Origin of the sequence: Isoalcanivorax pacificus W11-5 (assembly GCF_000299335.2) — a bacterium.
GTDB classification, from domain to species: Bacteria; Pseudomonadota; Gammaproteobacteria; order Pseudomonadales; family Alcanivoracaceae; genus Isoalcanivorax; species Isoalcanivorax pacificus.
This window is the reverse complement of sequence record NZ_CP004387.1, coordinates 3,163,377-3,187,261: the sequence shown is the minus strand read 5'-3', so window position 1 is coordinate 3,187,261 and position 23,885 is coordinate 3,163,377. Positions and strand designations below refer to the sequence as shown.

Annotated in this window: 22 protein-coding genes; 15 read left to right on the top strand and 7 right to left on the bottom strand. The window is 64.4% G+C overall.

All coding sequences use genetic code 11. The features are described 5' to 3' along the window. Positions 1–58: 58 nt before the first annotated feature. Both S7S_RS14160 and S7S_RS14155 read right to left on the bottom strand, forming a co-directional pair. Entirely contained in the window at positions 59–670 is a 612-nt protein-coding gene (locus S7S_RS14160; RefSeq protein WP_008733994.1) for a YceI family protein, read from the bottom strand. A gap of 115 nt (positions 671–785) precedes the next feature. Then, complete coding sequence (locus S7S_RS14155) at positions 786–3,215, bottom strand: ankyrin repeat domain-containing protein (protein WP_169745573.1); 2,430 nt, start codon at positions 3,213–3,215, stop codon at positions 786–788. A 113-nt stretch (positions 3,216–3,328) separates the two neighbouring features. On the opposite strand from S7S_RS14155, the gene S7S_RS14150 reads away from it, so the two are divergent. The 6 genes from S7S_RS14150 to S7S_RS14125 all read left to right on the top strand — a co-directional run bounded on the left by S7S_RS14150 (position 3,329) and on the right by S7S_RS14125 (position 9,089). Beyond that, positions 3,329–4,270: a LysR family transcriptional regulator gene (locus tag S7S_RS14150; RefSeq protein WP_202966504.1), complete on the top strand. Its 942-nt coding sequence runs from the start codon at positions 3,329–3,331 to the stop codon at positions 4,268–4,270. A 265-nt stretch (positions 4,271–4,535) separates the two neighbouring features. Next, the gene (locus S7S_RS14145) at positions 4,536–5,234 is read left to right on the top strand and encodes a class II aldolase/adducin family protein (protein ID WP_008733999.1); all 699 of its coding nucleotides are present in this window, start codon (positions 4,536–4,538) and stop codon (positions 5,232–5,234) included. Beyond that, positions 5,231–5,848 (top strand): TRAP transporter small permease, encoded by a 618-nt coding sequence (locus S7S_RS14140; protein ID WP_008734000.1) that lies wholly within the window; start codon positions 5,231–5,233, stop codon positions 5,846–5,848. The genes S7S_RS14145 and S7S_RS14140 overlap by 4 nt, the downstream gene beginning before the upstream one ends. Next, positions 5,848–7,107, top strand: a complete 1,260-nt coding sequence (locus tag S7S_RS14135; RefSeq protein WP_008734001.1) for a TRAP transporter large permease — start codon at positions 5,848–5,850, stop codon at positions 7,105–7,107. Before S7S_RS14140 ends, S7S_RS14135 begins: the two co-directional genes overlap by 1 nt. Beyond that, the gene (locus S7S_RS14130) at positions 7,104–8,036 is read left to right on the top strand and encodes a 3-hydroxyacyl-CoA dehydrogenase NAD-binding domain-containing protein (protein ID WP_008734002.1); all 933 of its coding nucleotides are present in this window, start codon (positions 7,104–7,106) and stop codon (positions 8,034–8,036) included. Before S7S_RS14135 ends, S7S_RS14130 begins: the two co-directional genes overlap by 4 nt. Before the next feature lie 243 nt (positions 8,037–8,279). Then, positions 8,280–9,089, top strand: coding sequence for a TRAP transporter substrate-binding protein (locus S7S_RS14125; RefSeq protein ID WP_202966503.1), 810 nt, complete (start codon positions 8,280–8,282; stop codon positions 9,087–9,089). Between the two features lie 42 nt (positions 9,090–9,131). On the opposite strand, the gene soxR is transcribed toward S7S_RS14125, so the two are convergent. Further along, positions 9,132–9,593 (bottom strand): redox-sensitive transcriptional activator SoxR, encoded by a 462-nt coding sequence (soxR, locus tag S7S_RS14120; protein WP_008734005.1) that lies wholly within the window; start codon positions 9,591–9,593, stop codon positions 9,132–9,134. Positions 9,594–9,739: 146 nt separating this feature from the next. Here soxR and S7S_RS14115 point away from each other — a divergent pair, with 146 nt between their 5' ends. Continuing rightward, on the top strand, positions 9,740–9,943 hold the full coding sequence (locus S7S_RS14115; RefSeq protein WP_008734008.1) for a DUF3565 domain-containing protein: 204 nt from the start codon (positions 9,740–9,742) through the stop codon (positions 9,941–9,943). Between the two features lie 175 nt (positions 9,944–10,118). After that, complete coding sequence (locus S7S_RS14110; RefSeq protein ID WP_008734010.1) at positions 10,119–11,036, top strand: alpha/beta hydrolase; 918 nt, start codon at positions 10,119–10,121, stop codon at positions 11,034–11,036. 53 nt (positions 11,037–11,089) lie between these two features. On the opposite strand, the gene crp is transcribed toward S7S_RS14110, so the two are convergent. Next, entirely contained in the window at positions 11,090–11,722 is a 633-nt protein-coding gene (gene crp, locus S7S_RS14105; protein ID WP_008734012.1) for a cAMP-activated global transcriptional regulator CRP, read from the bottom strand. A gap of 198 nt (positions 11,723–11,920) precedes the next feature. On the opposite strand from crp, the gene S7S_RS14100 reads away from it, so the two are divergent. The 5 genes from S7S_RS14100 (at position 11,921) to S7S_RS14080 (ending at position 16,717) form a co-directional block, all read left to right on the top strand. Further along, positions 11,921–12,343 carry an OsmC family protein gene (locus S7S_RS14100; RefSeq protein WP_008734015.1) on the top strand — a complete coding sequence of 141 codons (423 nt, stop codon included), beginning with the start codon at positions 11,921–11,923 and terminating at the stop codon, positions 12,341–12,343. 1 nt (position 12,344) lies between these two features. After that, positions 12,345–12,761 (top strand): VOC family protein, encoded by a 417-nt coding sequence (locus tag S7S_RS14095; protein ID WP_035203154.1) that lies wholly within the window; start codon positions 12,345–12,347, stop codon positions 12,759–12,761. Positions 12,762–12,793: 32 nt separating this feature from the next. Further along, complete coding sequence (gene speD, locus S7S_RS14090) at positions 12,794–13,597, top strand: adenosylmethionine decarboxylase (protein ID WP_008734019.1); 804 nt, start codon at positions 12,794–12,796, stop codon at positions 13,595–13,597. Positions 13,598–13,878: 281 nt separating this feature from the next. Next, complete coding sequence (locus S7S_RS14085; protein WP_008734021.1) at positions 13,879–14,868, top strand: Rpn family recombination-promoting nuclease/putative transposase; 990 nt, start codon at positions 13,879–13,881, stop codon at positions 14,866–14,868. 115 nt (positions 14,869–14,983) lie between these two features. Further along, entirely contained in the window at positions 14,984–16,717 is a 1,734-nt protein-coding gene (locus S7S_RS14080) for an alkaline phosphatase D family protein (protein WP_008734022.1), read from the top strand. Positions 16,718–16,762: 45 nt separating this feature from the next. Here S7S_RS14080 and coq7 read toward each other — a convergent pair whose 3' ends face one another. Further along, on the bottom strand, positions 16,763–17,431 hold the full coding sequence (gene coq7, locus S7S_RS14075) for a 2-polyprenyl-3-methyl-6-methoxy-1,4-benzoquinone monooxygenase (RefSeq protein WP_008734023.1): 669 nt from the start codon (positions 17,429–17,431) through the stop codon (positions 16,763–16,765). Between the two features lie 130 nt (positions 17,432–17,561). Between coq7 and S7S_RS14070 the strand changes: the two genes are divergently transcribed. Both S7S_RS14070 and S7S_RS14065 read left to right on the top strand, forming a co-directional pair. After that, on the top strand, positions 17,562–19,034 hold the full coding sequence (locus S7S_RS14070; RefSeq protein WP_008734024.1) for an AAA family ATPase: 1,473 nt from the start codon (positions 17,562–17,564) through the stop codon (positions 19,032–19,034). 19 nt (positions 19,035–19,053) lie between these two features. Next, a complete protein-coding gene (locus tag S7S_RS14065) occupies positions 19,054–20,079 on the top strand; it encodes an AraC family transcriptional regulator (protein WP_008734025.1) in 1,026 nt (341 codons plus the stop codon). On the opposite strand, the gene S7S_RS14060 is transcribed toward S7S_RS14065, so the two are convergent. Together S7S_RS14060 and S7S_RS14055 are read right to left on the bottom strand one after the other, a co-directional pair. Further along, the gene (locus S7S_RS14060) at positions 20,018–22,855 is read right to left on the bottom strand and encodes a hybrid sensor histidine kinase/response regulator (protein WP_008734026.1); all 2,838 of its coding nucleotides are present in this window, start codon (positions 22,853–22,855) and stop codon (positions 20,018–20,020) included. The two genes, S7S_RS14065 and S7S_RS14060, sit on opposite strands and share 62 nt — an antisense overlap. Then, the gene (locus S7S_RS14055; protein ID WP_041026011.1) at positions 22,815–23,870 is read right to left on the bottom strand and encodes a cyclic nucleotide-binding domain-containing protein; all 1,056 of its coding nucleotides are present in this window, start codon (positions 23,868–23,870) and stop codon (positions 22,815–22,817) included. Before S7S_RS14055 ends, S7S_RS14060 begins: the two co-directional genes overlap by 41 nt. Positions 23,871–23,885 lie beyond the last annotated feature (15 nt).

Below are 23,885 nucleotides of genomic sequence, written 5' to 3'. Positions count from 1 at the left end.
AGAAAAGAGCTCTTCCGCTCGTAGCTCGTAGCTCGCGGCTCGCAGCTCGCCGCTTCCCCTATTGCTTTTTTGCAAACGCACTGGCTTCGATAGCTTCCAGCGTGATGCTGACCTCCATCTCGTCACTGACGGCCGGGGCGTAGGCGCCCATGCCGAAATCGGAGCGCTTGACGGTGGTTTCTGCGCTCAGGCCAATGGCGCGGGCGTTGTCCCACATCGGGTGTTCGCCGACTTTGTTTACTTCCGTGTCGAGCACGACTTCCTTGCTGATGCCGTTCACCGTCAGGATACCGACCAGATCAAATTCCTGTTCCTCGCGGTCCGCGTTGCGGATGCCGGTGCTGCGGAAGGTGATGGTCGGGTGATCATCGGCCTTGAAGAATTCCGGTTTGGTCAGCAGGTGCTCGTCCAGCAGCGGCACGTGGGTGTGTACGCTGCGCACGGGGATGGTGACGTCGACGCGGGATTGTTCCGGGTGTGCTTCGTTCACATACACCGTGCCGGTCACTTCATCGAAACTGGCGCCGGGGGTGGAAAAGCCGAAGTGGTCCCAACTGAAGCGCACCTGGGTATGCGTCGGATCAAGGGTGTATTCGGTGAGGGTGTCGGCCTGGGCCAGTGGCGCGGTGGCCAGCAGGGCCAGGGTCAGTGCAGGAGCGAACAGGCGCATGAAGATCCTCCATGAGTGAGCGATACGGAAGCCTTCGAGCATAGACGTGGCCGGGGTGGTGGCTCCACCCCGGCGAACTGAACGTATTGATCGGATTTCCTGAACGGTCGGGTGTTCAGCGCAAGGAAAACAGGACGTCGGTGACGCGGCCTTTGCGCAGCAACTGCTTGGCATCCTCGGCGCTGAAGCAGCCGCTCTGGCGGGTGCCCTGAAAGCCGCAGATGAAACTGTCCCAGTTCGGGCTGCCGGTGACATTGAAACCGGTATCGCCGGCTTTCGGCACGGTCGGATCAATCTTGACGTAACCGTAGGCCTGATCGTTTTGCACCTTCACCCAGGCGTTGAAGTTGTACGGCAGACAGTCCGCCGGCGTGTTGGTGCCGGCTCGCCAGCGGAAATTGCCATTCACGGTAGGTTCGCCAAAGAACACACCGAGCTGGTAGGCCACGGTGATCTCGCTGATCTGGCAACTGCCGACGGTCAGGTTGCGGCGGGTGATGGTGCCTTCGCAGTCGCACGCCATGCCCTCGGCGGACTGCATGCGGCCGCGTTGCAGGCTGGCGCTGTTGGGGGAAGGTTCCACCCGGCGCGGGGCGGCGGCGGGAGGCGGGGTGCGGGAGGCGGGCACCGTAGCCGGCGCGCCGGATGTCATGGCGACAGGCGTGGCCTGCGGTGCGGGTGTCGCTGCCCGACGTACCGGTTGTTGTTGACGCGCCGCCTGCTGGGCGGCCAGCGCCTGTTGGCGTTCACGCAGGGCCTGTTGCTGTGCGGCCTGCTGGCGCTGTTGTTCGGCCTGGGCCTCGGCCAGTTGGGCTTGCAGGCGGCGGTTGGTTTCTTCGGCTTCCAGTGAGGCGCTGAACACCTGTTGCACGAGCGGGTCACGTATCTGGAAATTGCCGCTGGCGTATTGCTGTTGCAGTTGTGAAAGATTGTTGCCCTGACCGTTGTCGAGCCAGATATCACGGATGGACGCGCTCATGATGTCGGCGGTCTGGTGGGTGGGCAGGTCCGCCTGCAAGGCCGTCGCGCCGATGGCCACCGTGGCGAAGGTCCGCATGAAATTGTCACCGCCGCTTTTGCGGCCCTTGTAGTTGTGGGTCCGGCCGCCGTACCGGGCCAGCACCTGCGGGGTGGTGCTGTATTCCTTGTACAGGGCCAGGTCCATGGGGGAGTCGTTGTCCGCATCCAGCAGGTTCGGGTTGCCGCCCATCTGCAGCAGTGATTCGAGCACTTCGTAGTGGCCGGCGTTGGCCGCACGGTGCACTGGCGTCCAGTTGTACTGATCCGGGGTGCGCAGATTCGGGTGGGCACCGCCCGCCAGCAGGATTCTGACCATCTCACCGGCGTTGTCGCCCACGGCGTAATAAAGCGCGTTGTAGCCGTTCCGGGTGGTGATGTTCGGATCTGCGCCGGCCGCCAGCAGGCGTACCGCGATGTCCTGATGGCCATGGTCTGCGGCGGCCATCAGCGGGGTGAACGGGCCGTCGCCGTTGCGGCTGTTGACGTCGGCACCGGCCGCCAGCAGTTGGTCGAGCGTTTCCCCGGCGCCGTAATAGGCGGCCTGGTACAGGCTGCTGAAGCCGGAATGGCTGTTGCTGTTGACGTCGGCGCCTGCGGCCAGCAGCAGTGCCACCATCTCGGCGTCATTGTGTTGGGCAGCATAGAGCAGCGGCTGGCTGTACTGGGCGCTCACCGGCGGTTCGGGATGGGCACCCGCTGCCAGCAGCAGCTTCCCCATGGCGGAATGCTCGTTTTTCAGGGCCAGGCTCAACAGTGGAACCTGTTCGGTACCGTTCGGATTGCCGCCGGCGGCCAGCAGTGATTCCAGCAGCGCGCGGTTGTCTTTTTCCACGGCCACCTGCACGGCAGTCCGGCCGTCGCCGTCCTGAAGATTGGGGTCGGCCCCGGCGACAAGCAGCAGCGCCACGGCATCGGCGCTGTCGTGGGTGGCTGCTGCGAGCAGCGGTGTGCTCTGTCCGGCGGTCATCTGGTTCGGGTTGGCGCCGGCATCCAGCAGTTGTTGCATCAGGGATATCTGGTTATGCCGTGCTGTGCGGTACAGCATGGTCATGCCCTCGCCATCCTGTTGCGCGGGGTCGGCGCCGGCGGCCAGCAGCAAGGCGGTGAGTGTGCTGTCTCCGTTGGCGACGGCAACGGCCAGCGCGCTGTTGCCGTTGGTGTCGGTCTGGTCTGCGCGGGCGCCGGCGTTCAACAGATGCGTGGCGGTGTCGACATGGCCGCTCTGGACGGCGGCGATCAAGGCCGTCAACTTTCGGGATTCGTTGGTGCCGTGGATGTCGGCGCCGGACTGCAGCAGAAAGGCCACGGTATCCGTGTGGCCCGCAGCGGCGGCCTGATACAGCGGCGTGCGTCGGCGCAGATCCCGTTTGTCCACGGACTTGCCTTCGGCATGCAATGCCCGGAGGGTATCGAGATCCCCCTGGCTGGCGGCGTTGACCGCCCTGGTCGAGGCGCATCCACCAAGCAGAAGTGACAATGCCACGGTGACCAGGCAGACGGTTGCTGCTCTGTTGAGATACGTCATGATGTGTTCCCTTCCCGTTTCGTCAGGCGGGTTTGATAACATGATGTTTTCTGCGGCGCATACCCCAAACGGGGGATGTCCGACGGCCGGAGCCGGAGGAAGAGAGGAGAGCAATGATGACAGATCCGGGCTGGGCACGCCGGGTGAGACTGCAGCAATTGCGCACTGTATTGGCCGTGGCGCAGAACAGCAGCCTGGTGAAGGCCGGCGAGGAGCTGGGCCTGAGCCAGCCGGCGGTGAGCAAGATATTGCACGAAGTCGAGGCAGATCTCGGCGTGCAGTTGTTTGTGCGTACCAGTCGTGGCACGCACACCACACCGTTCGGTGAGATGCTCGCCAACCAGGCCAAGGCGGTGTTTGCCCAGCTCAGCCAGGTGGAGCAGGAAATCCACAATGCCCGCGAGGGGCTCAGTGGCCATGTGTCGGTGGGGGCGCTGATCGCCGGGTCGGCGCAGGTGCTGCCGCAGGCAGTGGTGCGGTTGCACCGGCTGGCGCCGGGCATTCGTACCTCGATCCGCGAAGGCACCTACCGGCAACTGGTGCCGGCGCTGCGGCAGGGCGAGCTGGACATGATCGTCGGCCGGCTGCCGGCCCACCGTTACCGGGAAGGGCTGGTGGTGGAGCCGTTCTATCAGGAAGAAATCCACTTCATTGTGCGCCCCGGCCATCAGGCGCTGTCGCTGCGCCAGCCGGACCTGGCCGCGTTGCGCCAGTGGCCCTGGATCCTGCCGCTGCCGGACACCACGCTGCGGCAGATGCTGGAAGCGGCGTTCCATGATCTCAACCTGGAACTGCCGGTGGCGCCGTGCGAATCCCTCTCCGTGATCGGTAACCGGTGCATGCTGCTGGAGACGGACTACATCTGTGCCTTCCCGGCGCGGGTCATCGAGCCGGACGTGCGCGCCGGGCTGCTGGCACGGATTGATATGGCAGAACCCCTGTTCTTTGGCCCGGTCGGGGTCTCGTTGCGCAAGGACAGCCCCCTCTCCAAGGCCGCAGAGGCGCTGCTGCGCGAGCTGCGGGCAGCGGGCAGCGAGGCGCTGTCGCCCTTCTAGGCTATTACTTCAAGTTATATTACATAGACACATATTCATTTCAGGGAATGGCGCTGGCTGGTTAGAGTCAATCGCCAGAGATGCCCTGTGATGGCTGCTGTCATGAGTCAGGCGGGGCGCTGAATAACAACAACGGGAGCGCCTGATGTCCGTTCATCCCGCCGCCGGGTCCCTGACCCGTCCTGCAGGTTCGCGCCAGAGCCCGTCGTTGTGCCCGGAAATCGTCGCTCCGGCGACCACACAACCACGGTAAGGAACCTGCTTCATGACTGACGCCCCTTCTCCCCAGGCTGACACCGTCACGCGCGCTGACGCAGAAATCATTGTTCGCCGCGCTGCGCGCGCCCTCGGCCGGCATGGCCTGGTGCATGCCTACGGACATTGCAGCCAGCGTCTGGACGCCGATCATTTTCTGGTCTGTACCGCCAAACCGCTGGGCACCATTGCGCCAGGTGAGGCCGGGACCGTGGTGCCGGTCAACGGCCCGTTGCCGGACGGTGTGCTGGGCGAAGTGCGTATTCACCGGGAAATCTACCGCCGCCGGCCGGACATCGGCGGCATCGTGCGCAGCATGCCGGCGCGCGCCATGGCGCTGTCCGCGCTGGGCCGCACGCCCCGTGTACTGCACGGCATGGGCAGCTATTTCGCGCCGGGCACGCCGCTGTGGGATGACCCGCAACTGATCCGTGATGACCTGGCTGCCGAGCAACTGGCAGACCTGATGGCTGACAGCCCGGCGCTGGTGATGCGGGGCAACGGCGTGGTGGCCGCCGCCGAATCGCTGCAATCCGCCGTGGTGCTGACCTGGTACCTGGAAGATGCCGCGCGCGTAGAGATGGATTGCCTCGCCAGCGGCCAGCCGGCAAAAGAACTGAGCCTGGAAGAGTCGCAGCGGCGGGCCACCCGCTCGGGCCTGATCTTCGAGCGCATGTGGGACTACCTGACCCATGGAGACCCCGAATGAGTGCGCAGACAGCGACACCTGACAGCAACGATGTGACGCTGCCCGATTTTTCCGGGCAGGGCTTTCTGCCATGGCTGCAACGCGCGAGCTATCGGCTGGCCCGGGCAGAACAGGTCCTGGCCGGTGTGTTTGTGGGGCTCGTGTTCCTGTTGCTGATCCTGAACATCAGCACACGTGCGTTCGGCAATGCGCTGTACTGGGTCGATGAAGCAGCCGTGACAGCGATGGTGTGGATGGCGTTTCTGGCAGCCTCTGTGAGCCTGTATGCCCGCGCCAACATCGCCGTGACGCTGCTGACCGATGCGCTGCCGGCAGTTGCCGCGCGCGCGCTGGCGGTGTTGGTGGACCTGGTGCTGCTGGCGTTTGTGCTGGCGCTGATCTGGATGCTGTGGCGCTGGTTCGCGCCGATGGACCTGTACAGCGTCGGCTTTGATACCGATGCGCTGGCGGCCGAGTTTTTCAATTTCATCTACCAGGAACCGACGCAGACGCTGGGCGTCGCCAAGTTCTGGCTATGGCTGATCCTGCCGGTGTTCGGCATTGCCAGCCTGATCCACGCGCTCTCCAACCTGGATATCAGTCTGGCGCGCCTGCTGCGCGCGAAGGAGGCCTGATGGTTGCCGGACTCTTTGTTGTGCTGCTGGCCATCGGCGTGCCGGTGGCGTTTGTGCTCGCGATCAGTGCGCTGATCTATATTTTTTCCACGGGCAATACCGTATTGCTGGATTCCTACCCGCAGCAGTTTTTCGGTGGCCTGGAAAATTACGGCCTGCTGGCCCTGCCGTTGTTCATTCTGGTGGGCGAGTGCATGAATGAAGGCGGTATTGCGCGGCGGCTGATGAACATGGCCACCGCGCTGATCGGTTCCATCAAGGGCGGGTTGGCCTACGTGAACCTGCTCTCGAACATGATGATGGCGTCGATCCTGGGTTCCACCGTGGCGCAGATCACCATCATGTCGCGTATTGCCGTGCCGGAAATGGAACGGGTCGGGTATCGCCGCGATACCGCCGTGGCAATCACCGCCGCCGGCGGCCTGCTGGCGCCGATCATCCCACCGTCGATGATGTTCGTGATCTTCGGCGTGATCGCACAGATTTCCATCGGCGACCTGTTTATCGCCGGTATCGTGCCGGGCGTTCTGCTCGGGCTGGCGTTTTTTGCCGTGCTGGGCTGGATGGCGCGGCGGCATGATTTCCCGACCACGGAAAAGCTCACCTTCGCCCAGCGCCTGAAAGCCATGCGTGACGGCGCCGCTGCCGTGCTGATTCCGCTGACCATTGTCGGCAGCATCCTCGGCGGGCTCGCGACACCCACGGAAGCCGCCGCGCTGGCCTGTGTGGCGGCTATTCTGGTCGGTCGCCTGGTCTATCGTGAATTCGATCTGCGCATGTTGTGGCCGGCGCTGCTGCGCACGGCGCGCAACTCCGCCATCGTCCTGTTCCTGATTGCTGCCGCGAACCTGTTCAGCTGGGTGATCACCTTTGAAAACCTGCCGGCGCTGGCGGCCGCCTGGATCAGTTCCCTGTCGGATTCGCCGGCCACGTTCCTGGTGCTGGTGATGCTGATGCTGCTGGTGGTGGGCATGATCCTCGACCCGATCCCGGCACTGATCCTGGTGGTGCCGGTGCTGCTGCCGGTGGCGACCGATGTGTACGCCATCAGCCCGTTCCACTTCGGCATGATCGTCTGCCTGACGCTGGTGATGGGGCTGCTCACTCCACCGGTGGGTTCAGCGCTGTTTACCGCCTCGGCGTTGTCCGGCGTCCGTGCCGAACGTATCGCCGTGCTGCTGCTGCCCTACCTGGCAGCGATGCTGGCAGTGCTGTTGCTGCTGATTTATGTGCCCTGGCTGGTGACGGTGCTGATATGAACGAGATACGGCATGTGGCGGTACTCGGTGCCGGGCTGATCGGGGCTGGCTGGGCCGCGCTGTTTGGCTTGTGCGGTCGGCGCGTGACAGTGATCGACCCGCATCCCCACGCCGCCACGCGGGTTGCCGACGCAGTGGCGCAGGCCCGACCGGTGCTGGCGGCGCTGGGGCTGGCGCCGGTGGCGACGCCGGCCATCGGTTATGTCGCCTCGTCATCACAACTCGATGCCGACGTGGCACTGGTGCAGGAAGCGCTGCCTGAAGACGCTGCGCTGAAGCGGGCTGCGTTTGAACAGCTTGAGCCGTTCATTGCCACCGACACGCTGATTGCCTCCAGTTCCTCCGGTTGCCTGCCGACGCCAATGCAGGCGGGGCTGGTGCACCCGCAGCGCCTGTTCATTGCCCACCCGTGCAATCCGCCGTGGCTGATGCCGCTGGTGGAACTGGTGCCCGGCCGCTACACCGACGCGGCGGTGCTGCCGCGCGCGGCGGCGTTCTATCAGCAACTCGGCCGGCGCACGGTGCAACTCTCCGGTGAAATTCGTGGCCATCTGGTGAACCGCCTGCAGGCAGCGCTGTGGCGTGAGGCCGTGCATCTGGTGGCCAGCGGTGCGGCGACCGTCGAGCAGGTGGACCAGGCGGTGACCGAAGGGTTGGGCGCGCGCTGGGCGTGTTGCGGCCCGCACATGATTTTTCATCTGGCCGGTGCCGAGCGTGGCATGGCCGGGTTTCTCGATAACCTGGGCGAAGCAGTGGAGCAGTGGTGGGCCGATCTGGGCACCCCGACGCTGGATGACGAGACCCGCCGGTTGCTGATCGAGGGCATGCAGGCGGCCACCCGTGGCCGGGAGGTGGCGGCACTCGCCAGCGCCCGTGATCAGGGCGTGACACACATGCTGCGTGCGGCACGTGCGCTGGAGAATGGATAACGGTGCGGCCCAGGCACCGCGATTTTCTTTTCGTATCACAACAATGACCCGAGACCGGGAGAGGTTCATGAAAAAGCTCGCGATTCTTATTTCGACACTGCTGTGTCTGTCCTTTGTGCCCCTGACCGGACAGGCGAAAACCCTGCGCCTGGGTGTCATCACGCCGCCGTCGCACCAGTGGAGCAAAGGTGCCCAGGCGTTTGCGGATGAAGTGAAGGCCCGTTCCAACCGGNGGAACTGGAAGTGCTGGTGTTCCCGTCCGGCCAGCTCGGCAGTGAAGCGCAGATGCTGCAACTGCTGCAGCGGGGTGGGCTGGACATGGCGTTCCTGGCGGCCGGTGAACTGGCCAACCGCCGTCCGTCTTTTGCGGCGCTGTTTGCCCCCTATATTGTCGAGACGCCGGAGCAGGCCCGTGCGCTGCTGCAGGGCGAGACGGCAACGAAAATGCTGGAAGACGTGCGACCGCTGGGCCTGGTTGGCCTGGGCTATGGCATGGCCGGCCTGCGTCAGATCGTGATGCGCGGCGATGTGCAGAGCGTGGAGGATCTCAGGGGACGCAAGGTGCGCACCATGCCGATCGAACCGGAGCGTGACTTCTGGCTCAAGCTCGGCGCCGCGCCGACACCGATTCCGCTGCCGGCGCTCTACGATGCGTTCGCCAATGGCCAGGTGGACGGCATGCAGATCGACTTCGAGGGCAGCTGGAATACCCGCTACATTGATAACGCCGGCACGGTGATCGAATCCAACCACATGATGCTGCCGATGGTGGGCGTGGCCTCCGCGCGGGTCTGGAGCTCCCTGTCCGAAGGCGAACGCACGCTGTTGTCGGAACTGGCGGCCAAGCACCTGGACCAGATCCTGCGTGTGTATGCGGATATCGATCGCGACTATCTGGCCAAGATCCGCGACGCTGGCGTGCCGGTGCTGACCGTGCACCGCGAGTTCTTTGGCCCGGGTGTTGACCGGTGGTACGAAGAATGGCGCGCGCGGGCGCCGGTACTGAAAGACCTGGAGGCCGACGCCGAAGCGATCCGCGCGGCCGGCGAGTAACTGCCGCCCTCACGGACAGTGCGCGGGCATTGCCCGCGCACGTCAGTCCGGCTCCAGCAGGCGTGGCCCCGGGCCCTGCTCGCCGAGTTCGTCCCAGGGATTGCGCAGCGGGCAGCCTTCGATGGACAGGCAGCCGCAACCGATACAGCCATCCAGTTGATCCCGCAGCCGGGTCAGCCGGTCGATGCGCTCATCCAGATCCCCGCGCCATTTGCGCGACAGGCGCGCCCAGTCCTTCGCAGTGGGGGTGCGTTTTTCCGGTAACGATGCCAGCGCCTCGGCGATCTCCGCAAGGGGGATGCCGGTGCGCTGCGCCACCTTGATGATCGCCACCCGGCGCAGCACGTCGCGGGTATAGCGGCGCTGGTTTCCCTTGTTGCGCGCGCTGTGGATCAGGCCGCGCGCCTCGTAGAAATGCAGGGCAGATACCGACACACCACTGCGGCGCGCCACTTGCCCTACGCTGAGTTCTTTGGGAAATTCCTCCGGGCAGCCTTTCTTCATGACGTATCCTTGATGACCGTGTCGGATGTAAAAGCACCGCCACGCGCTTTCTGCCAACGGCCTGTGCGTGACAGGCCCCAGGTAAGGTTCAGGTTTTATCGCAGCCACCGGCCCGGTGCAACGTGGGCAGCTATTCTGGAGCACTGATGCGCGAACGTCCGTTGATCACCGGCTTTTATCAGGATGACGACGGCGACTGGGTGGTGACGCTCAGTTGCGGCCACACCCAGCACGTGCGCCACCGGCCGCCGTTCATGCAGCGGCCCTGGGTGGTCAGCGAGGCCGGTCGCCAGGCGCAACTGGGCCAGCCGTTCGAATGTGGTTGGTGCCGCCAGGCCCGGGCGCGCTAACCAGGCCACCTGAAAACCTGAGCCGTGCGGGCGGCCAGCGGCGTCGGATGACGGCAAACTATGGTGGTGCCGTGGGTTCGTGCGGCCGCATCGGGGTGGGCGAATGCGAGTTGTGGCCATGGCTTCAGCGCGTGAGCATTGCTCTCACATGAAGCGATGACCCTGGAGCATAGCGGTGCTGTACGACCACACGGATTACCTTCGCTGCCTGCCACCTGCCTGGCAGGCACGCGCTACCATTCCCCCGGAAACTGACTGCTGGGCCTGGCGCGGCATGCAGGTGCATATCGCACGGGTGCGGCGTCCGCAGGCGCCGGCCAGGCTGATGATCCTGCACGGCGCCGGGGGCCACGCCGGTGCACTGTGGCCTGCCGCAGCACTGGCGGCAGAGATCGGCTATGACGTGCTGGTGCCGGATCTGCCCGGTTATGGGCGCACGCGGGTGCCACGTCCTGGCGCGGTGCGCTACCCGGACTGGGTGGCCTGCGTCGCCGACCTGTTGCGTGCCGAGCAGGCGCGCGATGACCGGCCGCTGGTGCTGGTCGGTGCCAGCATGGGCGGCCTGCTGGCCTATAGTGCCGCCGCACGTGCGGGAGGTGTGGCGCATCTGGTGGTGACCTGTCTGCTGGACCCGCGTGATCGGGTGGTCTGGTCGGCGTTGTCGCCGCTGGTCGGGCGCTGGAGCCTGGGGCTGATGAAGGCGTCGGCGCGGCTGACCGACCCGTTGCGGCTGCCGATCCGTTGGCTCACACCGATGCAGCGCATCGCCAATGATCCGCGGCTGTCGCAACTGTGCTGCACGGATGAGCGTGGTGGTGGCGGGCGCATCGCGCTGGGGTTTCTGCGCACCTGGCTGGGATCGTCGCCGGAGGTCGAGCCGGAAGCGTTTACCGCCGCTCCGGTGGTGCTCGCGCACCCGGCGGATGATCGATGGACGCCGGCGTCACTGAGCCTGCGCTTCTTTGAGCGCATCGCGGCACCGAAACGGTACCTGCCACTGCTCGGCGCCGGGCATTTTCCGGTCGAAGAACCGGGCATCAGCCAGTTGCAGGCATTGTTCGCCGAGCTGTTCGCCGGTTTTGTCCAGGCCTGAACAGGCAAAGGCGCCATGAGGCGCCTTTGCCGGGAGGTTGTCCGGTGCCCGGGTCAGCGGGTGCCGTACACCACCATGGTCTTGCCCTTCACCGAGACCAGCCCCTGGTCTTCCAGGTTCTTCAGTACCCGGCCGACCATTTCCCGTGAGCAACCGACGATACGTCCGATCTCCTGCCGGGTGACCTTGATCTGCATGCCGTCCGGATGGGTCATGGCGTCCGGTTGCTTGCACAGGTCGAGCAGGGTGCCGGCGACGCGCCCGGTCACATCCAGGAATGCCAGATCACCCACCTTGCGGGTGGTGGCGCGCAGGCGCCCGGCAATCTGGGCGGACACGGTGAACAGGATGTCGGCGTCCTCGCGGGCGAGCTGACGAAATTTGGCATAGCTGATTTCGGCCACTTCGCATTCGGTCTTTGCCTTGACCCAGGCCGAACGGCTCGGATCCTGTTCGAACAGGCCCATTTCACCGAAGAAGTCGCCTTCATTCAGATACGCCATGATCATCTCACGGCCATCATCATCCTCAATCATGACGGTGACCGAGCCCTTGAGCACATAGTAGAGCGCGTCGGACTCATCACCTGCATAGATGATGGTGCTTTTGGCCGGGTATTTGCGCCGGTGGCAATGGGCCAGGAAATTGTCCAGGTTGGGAATAATCTTGTTGCTGGAATCCGTCATGGCCTGTTATTCGCGTGGTGGGTAAGTAAAAAAGGTGACAAAACGGTCCGATATTGCCCTTTTTTGACGCCCCTGCCAAGGCGGGCCTTCACAGGCTGCGGACTGATCGGCATCGGCGGTCGCCGAGCTGGCTCATGCGGAGGGTATGGTGGCGGGGGGCCCTTGTGGTAATCTGCGCCCGCATTGAAGGAGTCTCCTATGCAAGCAACCATTCGCTGGCAGGGTAACGTCTGTTTTGAGGCGGAATCCGGGTCCGGGCACAAGATACTGATCGACGGTCCGCCGGATCACGGTGGCGAGAACCGCGGCCCGCGCCCGATGGAAACCCTGCTGCTGGGCATGGGCGGCTGCGCCTCCTTTGATGTGGTGCATATCCTGCGCAAATCACGCCAGGACATCACCGACTGCCGCTGCGAGATCCAGGCCGAACGGGCCGAGGACGAAGTGCCGGCGGTGTTCACCCGTATCCATCTGCATTTTGTTGTCACTGGCAACGACCTGAAGGAAAACCAGGTCAGGCGGGCGGTGGAGCTGTCGGCCGAGAAGTACTGCTCGGCCTCGATCATGCTCGCCCGTGCCGGTGTCGAGATTACCCACAGCTATGCCGTCGAGGCCGCCTGAAGTGAGCGAACGCCCCTCCGGTCTGGGCGGGCTGCGCCATGTAGCGCTGTTCGTCGGGGACCTGGCGGCCTGCGAGCAGTTCTATGTCGGGCTGCTGGGCATGGCGGTGGAGTGGCGTCCCGACGAGGACAATGTCTACCTGTGCTCCGGATGTGACAATCTGGCGCTGCATCGCTGGCAGGGAGAAGCCTTTCCTCGCCCGCAGCGACTGGATCACATCGGGTTCATTCTCGACGCCATGGACGACGTCGACCGCTGGTTCACGTTTCTGAAAGATCAGGGCGTGACGATGAGATCGGAGCCGCGTACGCATCGGGATGGCGCGCGCAGCTTCTATTGTCTGGACCCGGAAGGCGTGGTGGTGCAATTCATCTTCCACCCGCCGATTTCCGGCGGCCGGTTCATTCGCAACGACTGACTGCGCAACGCGCAGAGGAAAGGTAGAACGAGGTGAGAGATCCGAACCCGAAGATCAAGCTGCACGGTTTCAACAACCTGACGAAATCGCTCAGCTTCAACATCTTTGACATCAGCTATGCCAAGACCGAGCAGCACCGCAAGGAGTACATCGAATATATCGATGAACTGTACAACGCGGAGCGGCTGACCGAGATTCTCACCAACGTCACCCGGATCATCGGTGCCAACATCCTGAATGTGGCGCGCCAGGATTACGATCCGCAGGGGGCGAGTGTGACCATGCTGATCGCCGAACACGATGCTCCGCCGACCGACCCGGACTTCGACGAAGAAGGCCCGGGCCCGCTGCCGGACACCATCGTCGCGCATCTGGACAAGAGCCACGTGACGGTGCATACCTACCCGGAATCGCACCCGGACAACGGCATTTCCACCTTCCGTGTGGACGTGGACGTGTCCACCTGTGGCGTGATTTCGCCGCTGCGTGCACTGAACTACCTGATCCACAGCTTCGACTCGGATATCGTCACCATCGATTACCGTGTGCGTGGCATGACCCGTGACGTGGACGGCACCAAGCACTACATCGACCACGACATCACCTCGATCCAGAACTTCCTGACCGAGGACACGCAGAACGGTTACCAGATGATCGACGTCAACGTCTATCAGGAGAACATCTTCCACACCAAGATGCTGCTGAAGGACTTCGATATCGACAACTACCTGTTCGGTGCCGGCGCGGATGAGTTCAACGCCGAGGAACTGGAAGACATCGAAAGCCGTCTGCGCAAGGAAATGCTGGAGATCTTCTACAGCCGTAACCTCGACTGACGTTGACGCACTTGTTGACCGCGAACGCCCCTGCCTTGTCAGGGGCGTTCTGCTTTGCAGGCTGTTGAAAAACAGTCGGCGCTGACGGCCCGATCAGGCCGTCAGCAAAATCAAACGCGATAAGCGATTGATTCTCAGTGCCCACCTTTGTGGCTGACCTGACGGGTGGCCATTTTCCTACAGCGGCCAACCCCTTTGGCTGACAGGACTTTCAGCGTTGCCCGACAGCCACGGTCCGGACCGCCTGCGATGATGCTCATCCGCCTCGGGATGAGCCTGTCATGGATGACCACGATACCAGTTACCGTTTGCTGTTCTCCCACGTCGAGATGATTCGAGAGCTGTTGCGCGGCTTCGTGCCGGGCGACTGGGTGCGAGAGCTGGACCTGAACACATTGGAGAAAATGAACGGCAGCTACGTCAGCGACGACCTCCGCAGCCGGCACAGCGACGCGGTCTGGCGGGTGCGCTGGGGGCCACGCTGGGTCTACATCTATCTGCTGCTGGAGTTTCAGTCCACGGTGGACCGCTTTATGCCGGTGCGTATCCTGAGCTATATCGGGCTGTTGTATCAGGATCTGATCCAGCGCAAAGAGCTGGACAAGACGCGACGCCTGCCGGCTGTGTTGCCGATCGTGCTCTACAATGGCAAACGCCGGTGGCGCGCGCCGATTGCGCTGGAGCCACTGATCCAGGCGATGCCGGAGGCGCTGCGTGAGTTTCAGCCACAACAGCGTTTTCTGTTGCTGGATGAAGGGGCTTGTGCAGAACCGCCGGGGGCGCGGCGAAATCTGGTGGCGGCGCTGTTCCAGCTGGAGCACAGCGCCTCGCCAGAGGCCCTTCAGCGGGTATTGACGCTTCTGGTAGACTGGCTCGACACCCCGGAAATGGCGGATCTGCGTCGCCACTTTGTGGAGTGGCTGCAGCGCCGTGGCCCGAGCCTGGACCCGGTGACACACTGGCGTGAGATCAATGACTTACAGGAGGCGAACACCATGCTCGAGGACAGAATACGAGAGTGGAAGGCACAGTATCGCCGGGAAGGTCTTGCTGCGGGGCGTGAAGAAGGCATTGAGCAGGGCCTCGAGCAAGGTATCGAGCAAGGCTCCATTCAGGAGGCCAGAGCCATCCTGAGCCGTCAGTTGACGCGCCGTTTCGGCAACATCCCGGCGGCGGTGGAAACGCGCCTGAGCCTGGCCAGCCGCGAGCAACTGGAGCATTGGATCGACTGTTTTTACGACGCCACCACGCTGGACGAGGTTTTTCGATAAGTCCCCTGCCGGGCCTGCCGCAAGGTCTTCTTTCCCTTTTACTGTAACGACATCAAAGCGTCATTCACGGACGCTACCGTCTCCCCGCCATAACAATGATCTTGGGGAGAGCTTTATGCGCCGTGTCACACGCCGTGATTTTCTGCAGATTTCCGCCCTGGGCCTGGGCGCAGTGGCAGTGTCCACCGGGCTGTCAGGCTGTGGCGGCTCGTCCAGTTCGTCCCGAGGACGCAAAGTCGGTTTCCGGCACGGTGTGGCCAGTGGCGATCCGCTGAGTGACCGGGTGTTGCTGTGGACCCGCGTCACGCCGGAGGACTTCGACACCACTGCCATTGAAGTGGGCTGGGAAGTGGCCACCGATGCCGGGTTTGCGGACCTGGTCCACAGCGGCACGGCGCAGGTGTCGTTTGAGCACGACTACACCTTGAAAGTGGACGTGCTCGATCTGCTGCCGGGCAGCATCTATTACTATCGCTTCCGCGCGGCCGGCGAGCTGTCGCCGGCAGGTGTCACCCGTACGCTGCCACAGGGCAGCGTGACGCAGGTAAAGTTTGCCGTGCTGTCCTGCTCCAACTACCCGGCCGGTTATTTCAACGTGTACGCCGAAGCCGCGAAGGAACAGGGCCTGGACGCGGTGCTGCACCTGGGCGACTACCTGTACGAGTACGACAGCCAGGGCTACGCCGGCGAAGACGCCGAGGCGATGGGGCGCCTGCTGCCGGCCAACAACGATGTGGAACTGCTGACGCTGCTCGATTATCGCCGCCGTTATGCCCACTACCGCACCGATACCGACCTGCAGGCGCTGCATGCCAGCGCGCCATTTATTGCCGTGTGGGACGATCACGAGATCGCCAACGATACCTGGCGTGAGGGGGCGGAGAATCACGATCCAGCCACCGAAGGTGAATTCCTGGCGCGCAAGCTGCAGGCATTGCAGGCGTACTTCGAGTGGATGCCGGTTCGGCCGGCCATGCCGGACGACGAAGAAATCATCTACCGCAGTTTCGATTTTGGCGATCTGGTCAGCCTGCACATGCTCGATACCCGGGTGATCGGCCGCGACGAGCAGCTCAATTATGCTGACTACCTGACGGCGGACGGTATCAACCTGCCGGCCTTCCAGGCGGCCATGGGGGACCCGAACCGTTCGTTGCTCGGTGCCGAACAGCGGTTGTGGCTGCAGAACCAGTTGATGTCGTCGGCGGCCACCTGGCAGGTGCTTGGCCAGCAGGTGCTGATGGCGCGCATCCACATGCCGGCAGAAATGCTGCAGGGCGTGCTCGCCCAGGACCCGGCGCTGATTGGCCTGATTGCCGAACTGACGGAACTCAAGGGCCGCTATCTGATGAACGACCCGAACCTGACGCCGGAGGAGATCGCCCGCGTCACCACGGTGCTCCCGTACAACCTGGATGCCTGGGATGGCTATGTGGTGGAGCGGGAGACGCTGCTGGGTACGGCACACGCCGCCAGCAAGAATCTGGTGGTGCTGGCGGGCGACACCCACAACGCCTGGGCCAGCAACCTGACCGACATGGACGGCAACGCCGCCGGAGTGGAATTCGCTACGGCATCGGTGTCGTCACCGGGCCTGGAAGAGTACCTGCAACTGCCGCCGGAGATGGTGCCCACCGCAGAGCAGGCCATCAGCCTGCTGGTGGATGATCTGCACTACCTCAACGCCAACCAGCGTGGCTATCTGCTGGTGACCTTCACGGCCACCGAGGCGCGCGCTGACTGGCGTTATGTGTCCACGGTGAAAGCCCGTGAGTACAGTCTGGATGCGTCCCGTGCCCGCAGCCTGGTCGTGCAGGCCGGCAGCAACACCCTCTCCGAACTGGTGTGAGTTCACCGGCCGGTGTCGCCGCTGTGAGGGCGGCACCGGGCCGGCTCAGACGCGGTAGGTACTGAAGGTCATCACCTTGCTCATGACCGTCATCAGGTGACGCACTGGCGGCGGCAGGGCGGCGCCGCCAGCCTGTTCGGCGGTGACGGCGTGCCGCAGTTCGTCTTCGCGCATCTGTTCCAGAATGGCGCGGGTGCGCTCGTCCTCCAATGGCACCTGACCGAGATGGCTGTCCAGGTGGCGCACCACCTGTTGTTCCGTTTCCGAGACGAAGCCCAGGCTCCAGCGGTCACCGGCCAGCCCGGCCAGCGCGCCGATGCTGAACGACATTGCGTAGAACAACGGATTGAGCCGGCTCGGTACGCTGCCGAGTTCGCGGATGCGATCCTCGCACCAGGCCAGGTGGTCTTCTTCCTCACGGGCGGCTTCCTCCATGGCGCGGCGCACATGCGGCAGGCCGGCGGTGCTGGCCTGGCCCTGGTAGAGCGCCTGCGCGCACACTTCGCCGGTATGGTTGATGCGCATCAGGCCGGCAATGTGCCGCGCCTGATGCACGTCCGCCGGGCGGCTGTCGCTGTGCGCGGCGTCGGCCGGACTCGGCCGTTCGCCACGGGTGGCGCCGGGGGTGAGGGTGCGCAGGGCGTTGTCGGCGCGGGCGAGCAGTTGATCCAGCGGGCTCAGCCGGCGGCCGGTAGTACGGGCGTTGTCGTTCATGCGGCGCAGTTTACCATGGCGTGATGACGGCTGTGATAGTCTGCGCAGACTCGCTGGCGCCGGGGTTGATACAGAACAAGAAAGGGTGGTGTATGCGCCGAGCCATCCACCGTGGAATGGGGATTTCAGGGTGAAGGATCTCAATGACCTGCGACTGATCATGGAGTCGCGCTATCCGATCGTGGTGGTGGAAACCTGGGAAGAACAGCGTGCCCTGGACCTGGTGCGCCGTATCGGCATGCGGGAGGGGCGGCCGGTATTCAGCTGGAGCATTGTCGATGGCCTGCGCCGGCTGGAAGTCGAAGGCGCGCCAAATCAGCGGCATACGGTCGAGCCGGATGCGGTGCTGGGACAGATTCGCGGCAATGCCGAAGGCGGCATCTATGCCCTGTGTGATTTCCATCCGTTTGTCGAGAACGCGCCGAAGGTGGTGCGGCTCTTGAAGGAAATCGCCCTGCGTCACGACACCGTGCCGCACACGCTGGTGCTGGTCAGCCACGCCTTTACGCTGCCGCCGGAACTGTCGCGCTTCAGCGCCCGGTTCCGGCTGTCGCTGCCGGACCAGGAACAGCTCATGCACATTGTGCAGGAAGAGGCGCGTGCGTTTGGTCGCGCCCGCGGCGAGCGGGTGCGGGCCGGCCGCGAGGCGCTCGACAAGCTGGTGCGCAATCTGCGCGGCCTGACCACGGAAGACGCGCGCAAGCTCGCGCGCGGCGCCATCATCCACGACGGCGCGATCACCGAGAATGACCTGCCGGAAGTGAACCGTGCCAAATTCCGGTTGCTGGACATGGATGGCGTGCTCAGTTTCGAGTACGACACCGCCAGCTTCGGCCAGGTGGGCGGGCTGTCGCAGCTGAAGCAGTGGTTGCACCGGCGTCGTGACGCCTTTCTGCAACCGCAGGGCCCGGATACGCCGCGCGGCATTTTGCTGGTGGGCGTGCAGGGCGGCGGCAAGAGTCTGGCGGCGAAGGCGGTGGCCGGCCTGTGGCACCTGCCTCTGTTGCGGCTGGATATGGGGGCGGTCTACAACAAATACTTCGGCGAGTCCGAACGCAACCTGCGCGAAGCGCTGCAACTGGCGGAAACCATGGCGCCCTGCGTGCTGTGGCTGGATGAAATCGAAAAAGGCCTGGCCAGTGGCGACAACGACGGCGGCACATCGCGCCGTGTGCTGGGCACGCTGCTGACCTGGATGGCCGAGCGCAAGGCGCCGGTGTTCATGGTCGCCACCGCGAACAATATCGAGCAGTTGCCACCGGAGCTGGTGCGCAAGGGCCGTATCGACGAGCTGTTCTTTGTCGACCTGCCGGCGGCGGACATCCGGGCCGAGATTCTGCGTATTCACCTCGACCGCCGTGGCCAGGATACGGCGCAGTTTGATCTGGCCGCGCTGGCGGAATACTGCGACGGTTTCACCGGCGCCGAGATCGAGCAGGCGGTGGTGGCCGGGCTATACAGCGCCCGTGCCCAGGAGGCACCCTTGTCCGAGGCGCACCTGCGCACGGAAATGACCAGCACGGTGCCATTGTCGGTGACCATGGCCGAGCAGCTGGCGGCACTGCGCGCCTGGTGCCATGGCCGTGCCGTGCCGGCTGGCTGACAGGGAGCCCACATTCAGGATGCAGATCGATCCGGACCTGGCGGGCGAGCCGCAGTCGCTCTCCGCCGCCTATATCACCTCAGTGCTGCCGCCGCTGCTGGACCGTTATGGCCTGACGCGGGACGCGGTGCTGGCGCGTGCCGGGATTGATCCGCTGCAACTGGCGCGGGCCGATACGCTGGTGCCGATGGTCGACGCGCTGCGGCTGTTTCTGGTGATCCTGGAGCAGACCGGCGATGAAGGGCTGGGCTTTGAAGCGGGCCGCTGTGTGCAGCCGCGCTCCTATCAGGTGCTCGGTTACGCGGTGCTGTCCAGTGCCAGCCTCGGCGAGGCGATCCAGCGTCTGCTGCGGTTTGAAAAACTCGCTGGCAATCTCGGCCGCTCCACCCTGACGCCGGGCGACCCGGTGCAGCTGAGCTGGCACTGCCCGCTGCCGGGCGCACCGGCACGCTATATCACCGAGGCTGCCATCACCGGCTGGATCACGTTTGCACGGCAACTGCTGGCGGAGCCGGCAGCACCATTGTCGGTGCATTTCCGGCATGTGGCGCCGGTGCGCAGTGAGCGTTACGCGGACTGGTTCGGTTGCCCGGTGCACTTTGAGGCCGGTTTTGACGGCGTGATGCTGGCGCCGGCGATGTTATCGCTGCCGCTGACCAGCGCCGACCCTGGCCTGAACCAGATGATGGAACGGGAAGCCGCCGCGCTGCTGGCGGATTACGATGCCGGCACCAATCTCGCCAACGCGGTGCGCAGTCATCTGTATCGGATGCTGGCGGACGGTGAGCCGGGGCTGGAGGCGGTGGCGGGGCGCATGGGGCTGGCGGCGCGTACGCTGCAGAGCCGGTTGCATCGGCAGGGTGTCAGTTTCCAGGAATTGCTGGACGGATTGCGCCGGTCGCTGGCAGAGATTTACCTGCGCGATCCGGCGCTGGGCCTGACCGATATCGCACTGCTGCTCGGCTTCGCCGAGCAGAGTTCCTTCAATCGGGCGTTTCGTCGCTGGCGTGGCCAGAGCCCGACAGCATTCCGTCGCCAGCAGTGAACTGCACGATGGCCTGACGCAACACGTCCAGTTCCACCGGCTTGGGGACGTGGGCGTTCATGCCGGCAGCCAGGCTGCGTTCCCGGTGCTCGCGCAGGATGTGCGCGGTCAGGGCAATGATCGGCACGGCCTTGCGGTCGTGCATGCGCTCCCAGTCGCGAATCCGGCGCGCGGCTTCAAAGCCGTCCATTTCCGGCATCTCGCAATCCATCAGCACCAGATCGTAACGGCCATCGCGGACCGCTTCGAAGGCTTCGCGGCCGTTCGCCACCACATCGCCATCCAGGCCAAGTTTGGCCAGCATGCCACGGATCACTTTCTGCGAAAGCTGATGATCTTCCGCGACCAGGATGCGCAGGCCGGGGTCCGGGGCCTGGTCACGCAGGTCCGGCGTCTTGCGCCGTGACGCGGCGCCAAGTTCCTCCGCCAGCGCCTGACGCAGCCGGTTGCCGGATACCGGCTTGCCGAGCACGCGGTGAATGCCGACGTTGCGCGCGGCGGTGGCGGTGGGTGCGTCGTTGATGCCGGTGAGCATGACCAGAATCGGCGTGCGCGTGATCAGCGGATCCTCGTGCACGCGCGCGGCCAGTTGCATGCCGGTCATGCCAGGCATGCGCTGGTCCAGCAGCACCACGTCGTAGGGGTCGTTCAGGTTCGCCTGGGTGCGGATGCTGGCCAGGGCCTCGCGCGGGTCGTGGCTGGCGGTGACGCGCATGCCCCAGGCCAGCGCCTGCTGGCGGATCACCCGGGTCATGGTACTGGAATCATCCACCACCAGGATGGAGCGCCCCTGCAGGGTGGCGTCGTCGCCCTCGACCACGCCGGGATCGACCATCGCCGGCAGCGGCAGCACAAACCAGCTGGCTGGCCCGGCGCGGCCATGGCGTACGCCGCAGCGGCCCTCCATCGCGTCGACCAGTTGCCGGGCGATGGACAGACCGAGCCGGGTGCTGTCGCCGTTGTCGTCATCAGTGTTGTCATGCGGGGTGAGGGCGCTGAAGGCGTCACCGGCCTGTTGCAGGGCGCTGCCCTCGAATTCAAAGCGCAGGTGGTCGGCACGGCCGGAGGCGTCGCGGGCAACATCAATCACCAGCTCACCGGGCTGGGCGTGGCGGATACAGGCGCCGAGGATATTGGTCAGCACCTGCTTGATGCGGTTCGGGTCACCTTCGACCTGCTGCGGCACGTTGGTGTGCACGTGCGGGATCAGTTCGATCTGCTTTTCCTCCGCTTTTTCGCGGAACAGCTCGACGGCATCCATCACCAGTTCATTCAGATCGAAGCGCAGTTGCTCAAGCTCCGTGTGGCCCTGTTCCAGGCGCGAATATTCGAGCACGTCGTTGAGAATCTTCAGCAGGCTCTCGCCGGCGTTCTGGATACCGCGCACGCATTCCTTCTGATTGGGCGTCAGTGGCGTGTCACGCAGGATTTCCGCCATGCCCAGCACACCGCTCATAGGCGTGCGGATTTCATGGCTCAGCCGCGCCAGGGTTTCGCTGCGCGCGTGCCAGGTGGCGGCGGTGATGGCTTCCTCCTGTTGTTCGCGCAGGGTCTGGCGCAGGTCGTCGCGGCTCTTGCGCGACAGGCCCAGGGCAAACAGCAATGCCTCGAACGTGGTGCAGGCAAGCACCAGCAGCGGGCCGTCCAGGGTGATCGGTACGATGGCAAAGCCGGCCAGGATCGACAGCAGTGCGGCCAGGATCAGCGGCAGCCGCGCGACCAGGTACAGCCCGGCCAGTTCACCCTGGCGCAGCCAGCAGGCCATGCCCAGCCACAGCAGCATGATGGCGTTGATGATGGCCAGCCCCTGCACGATCTGCAGCGCCAGCAGTGGCGGCAGCATCCAGCTCAGCAGGGCGCCCACGCCGGCGACAATGATCATGCCCAGCAGCCAGGGCTCCGCGCCGGGCAGCAGCGTGCGGCTGTTCAGGAAGGCACGGCTGAAGGCCGTGCTGGTAGTGATGGCAAGCAGCGCAGCAAAGGCTTCCAGGTGCGGATGCAGGCCGGCGGCCGGCAGATACTGATAACCGAGGAAACCACTGCCGGCAAGCAGCGTGATCAGCAGCGCGGACAGGAACAGCGAATAGTGGAAATGCACGGTGTTCCGGTACAGCAGGCTCTGCGCGAAGTTGTACAGCACCAGCCCGAGCACCACGCCGCACAGCAGCAGGAACAGGCCGTCGTTCCACAGCGAGCTCTGCAACTGATGCTCGACGCTGTTCAGATGCAGGGTGTAGTTCATGTGCCGCTCGGGCACCACGCTGAAGTAGTAGGTCTCGGTGGCCCCCGGCGGCAGGGTCAGGGCGTAGACTGGCGCGCGTGCGCGCAGGTCGCCCCAGGGCGCTGACAGGTCGGTGCCGCCGTGGCTGGCCTGGTACATGCCGCGCGCGTCCGGGCGATAGAAGCTGATGCGTGCGTACAGGCCAGGCGTGATGCTCAGCAGCAGCGGCTGCGGCTCGGCGGTGTCGTTGTACAGCGCCAGCCGTATCCACCAGCGCTGGTCGCTGAAGCCGAGGAACTCGGACGAGCGCAGCGCCGGCACGAACTGCCGGTCGTAGGCACCGCTGAGGATATCGTTGAATTCGATCTCGCCGGTGTCATCCAGCAGGTGTTCGGAATAGACCGTGATGCGGGCGCTGTCGAGATGGCCATTGATGACGAAAGGCGGCGGCGGGTCGGCCTGCGCCGGCGCCGCCAGTGCAGCGCACAGCAGCGCCAGGCACCACAGCCAGAGGTCAGGACGCTGCCGGCTCGGGCGGCGCGCTCTGCCGCTCAAGAACGAAGGCGTCGAAGCCTGCCTCCGAGAGCAGGTAGGCGCCGAGCTCACTGCGGCGGCCCCCGTCACAACTGACCACATAGATAAAATCCTTTTCCAGACTGCGTAGTTCACGACGCAGCTCCGTCAGCGGGATATTGCGTGCGCCCGGTGTGCGATCATGCCTGAACTCCATCGGCAAACGAACATCAATCAGCACGCAGGCACGGTCGCCGTCTTCATTCAGGGCGTCCAGCTCGTCGTTGCTGACACGCCGTACCACGGACTGTTGCAGGATGTCGCGGAAATCCTCCTTGCCCAGGCACATCAGGATGCCGTCGCTGGTCATGGTGACCGTGGCATTGCGCGGTGCGTCAGAGATCAGCGCGTCCTCGCCGAAGAAACTGCCGGCGGTGAGGGCTGCCAGCGTGTCCTCACGTCCACCCTGGCGACGGGTCACCATCGCCTTGCCCTGCTTGATGACGTAGAAGGTATCGCCGCCGTCGCCTTCACGCACGACTTCCTCGCCCAGGTGACAGGTACGTTCCTCGAACTTTGCAAACAGCGACTGGATGCGCGTCGGAGGGACCTGTGCAAACAGCTCGGAACCGAGCAGCGCATCCATCCAGTCACTTTGCCGGTCGTCCTCGCCTTCCTCAAGCATGGATTCCGCCGCCTGGGTCCAGGTCATCAGCAGGTCCAGATGATTGCGTTCCAGCAGGTAGAAGGTGCTTGGTTCGGTGGTGATGGCGTTGACGGTGTGCTCGGGGTAGTTGTCCAGGGCCAGGTAGTTTTCATCGTCGTCGGCGGGGAAGGGGCGTACCTGAAAGCTGGCGTCGGTGATATCCACCGCGCCGCTGACAAGGAACATGGCCTGCCCGGCCGGCTGGCCGCGTTTGAAAACCAGCCGCGCAGGGGGCAGCTGCAGCACATGGATACGCGCGCGGATTTCCGCCAGGTGCGAATCGCTGAGGCTGTCAAAGGGAATAAAGTGCTTCAGCCGCTGGAGATCAATGCGGGTCGCGTCATCGCTCATACGGAATAGTGGCCC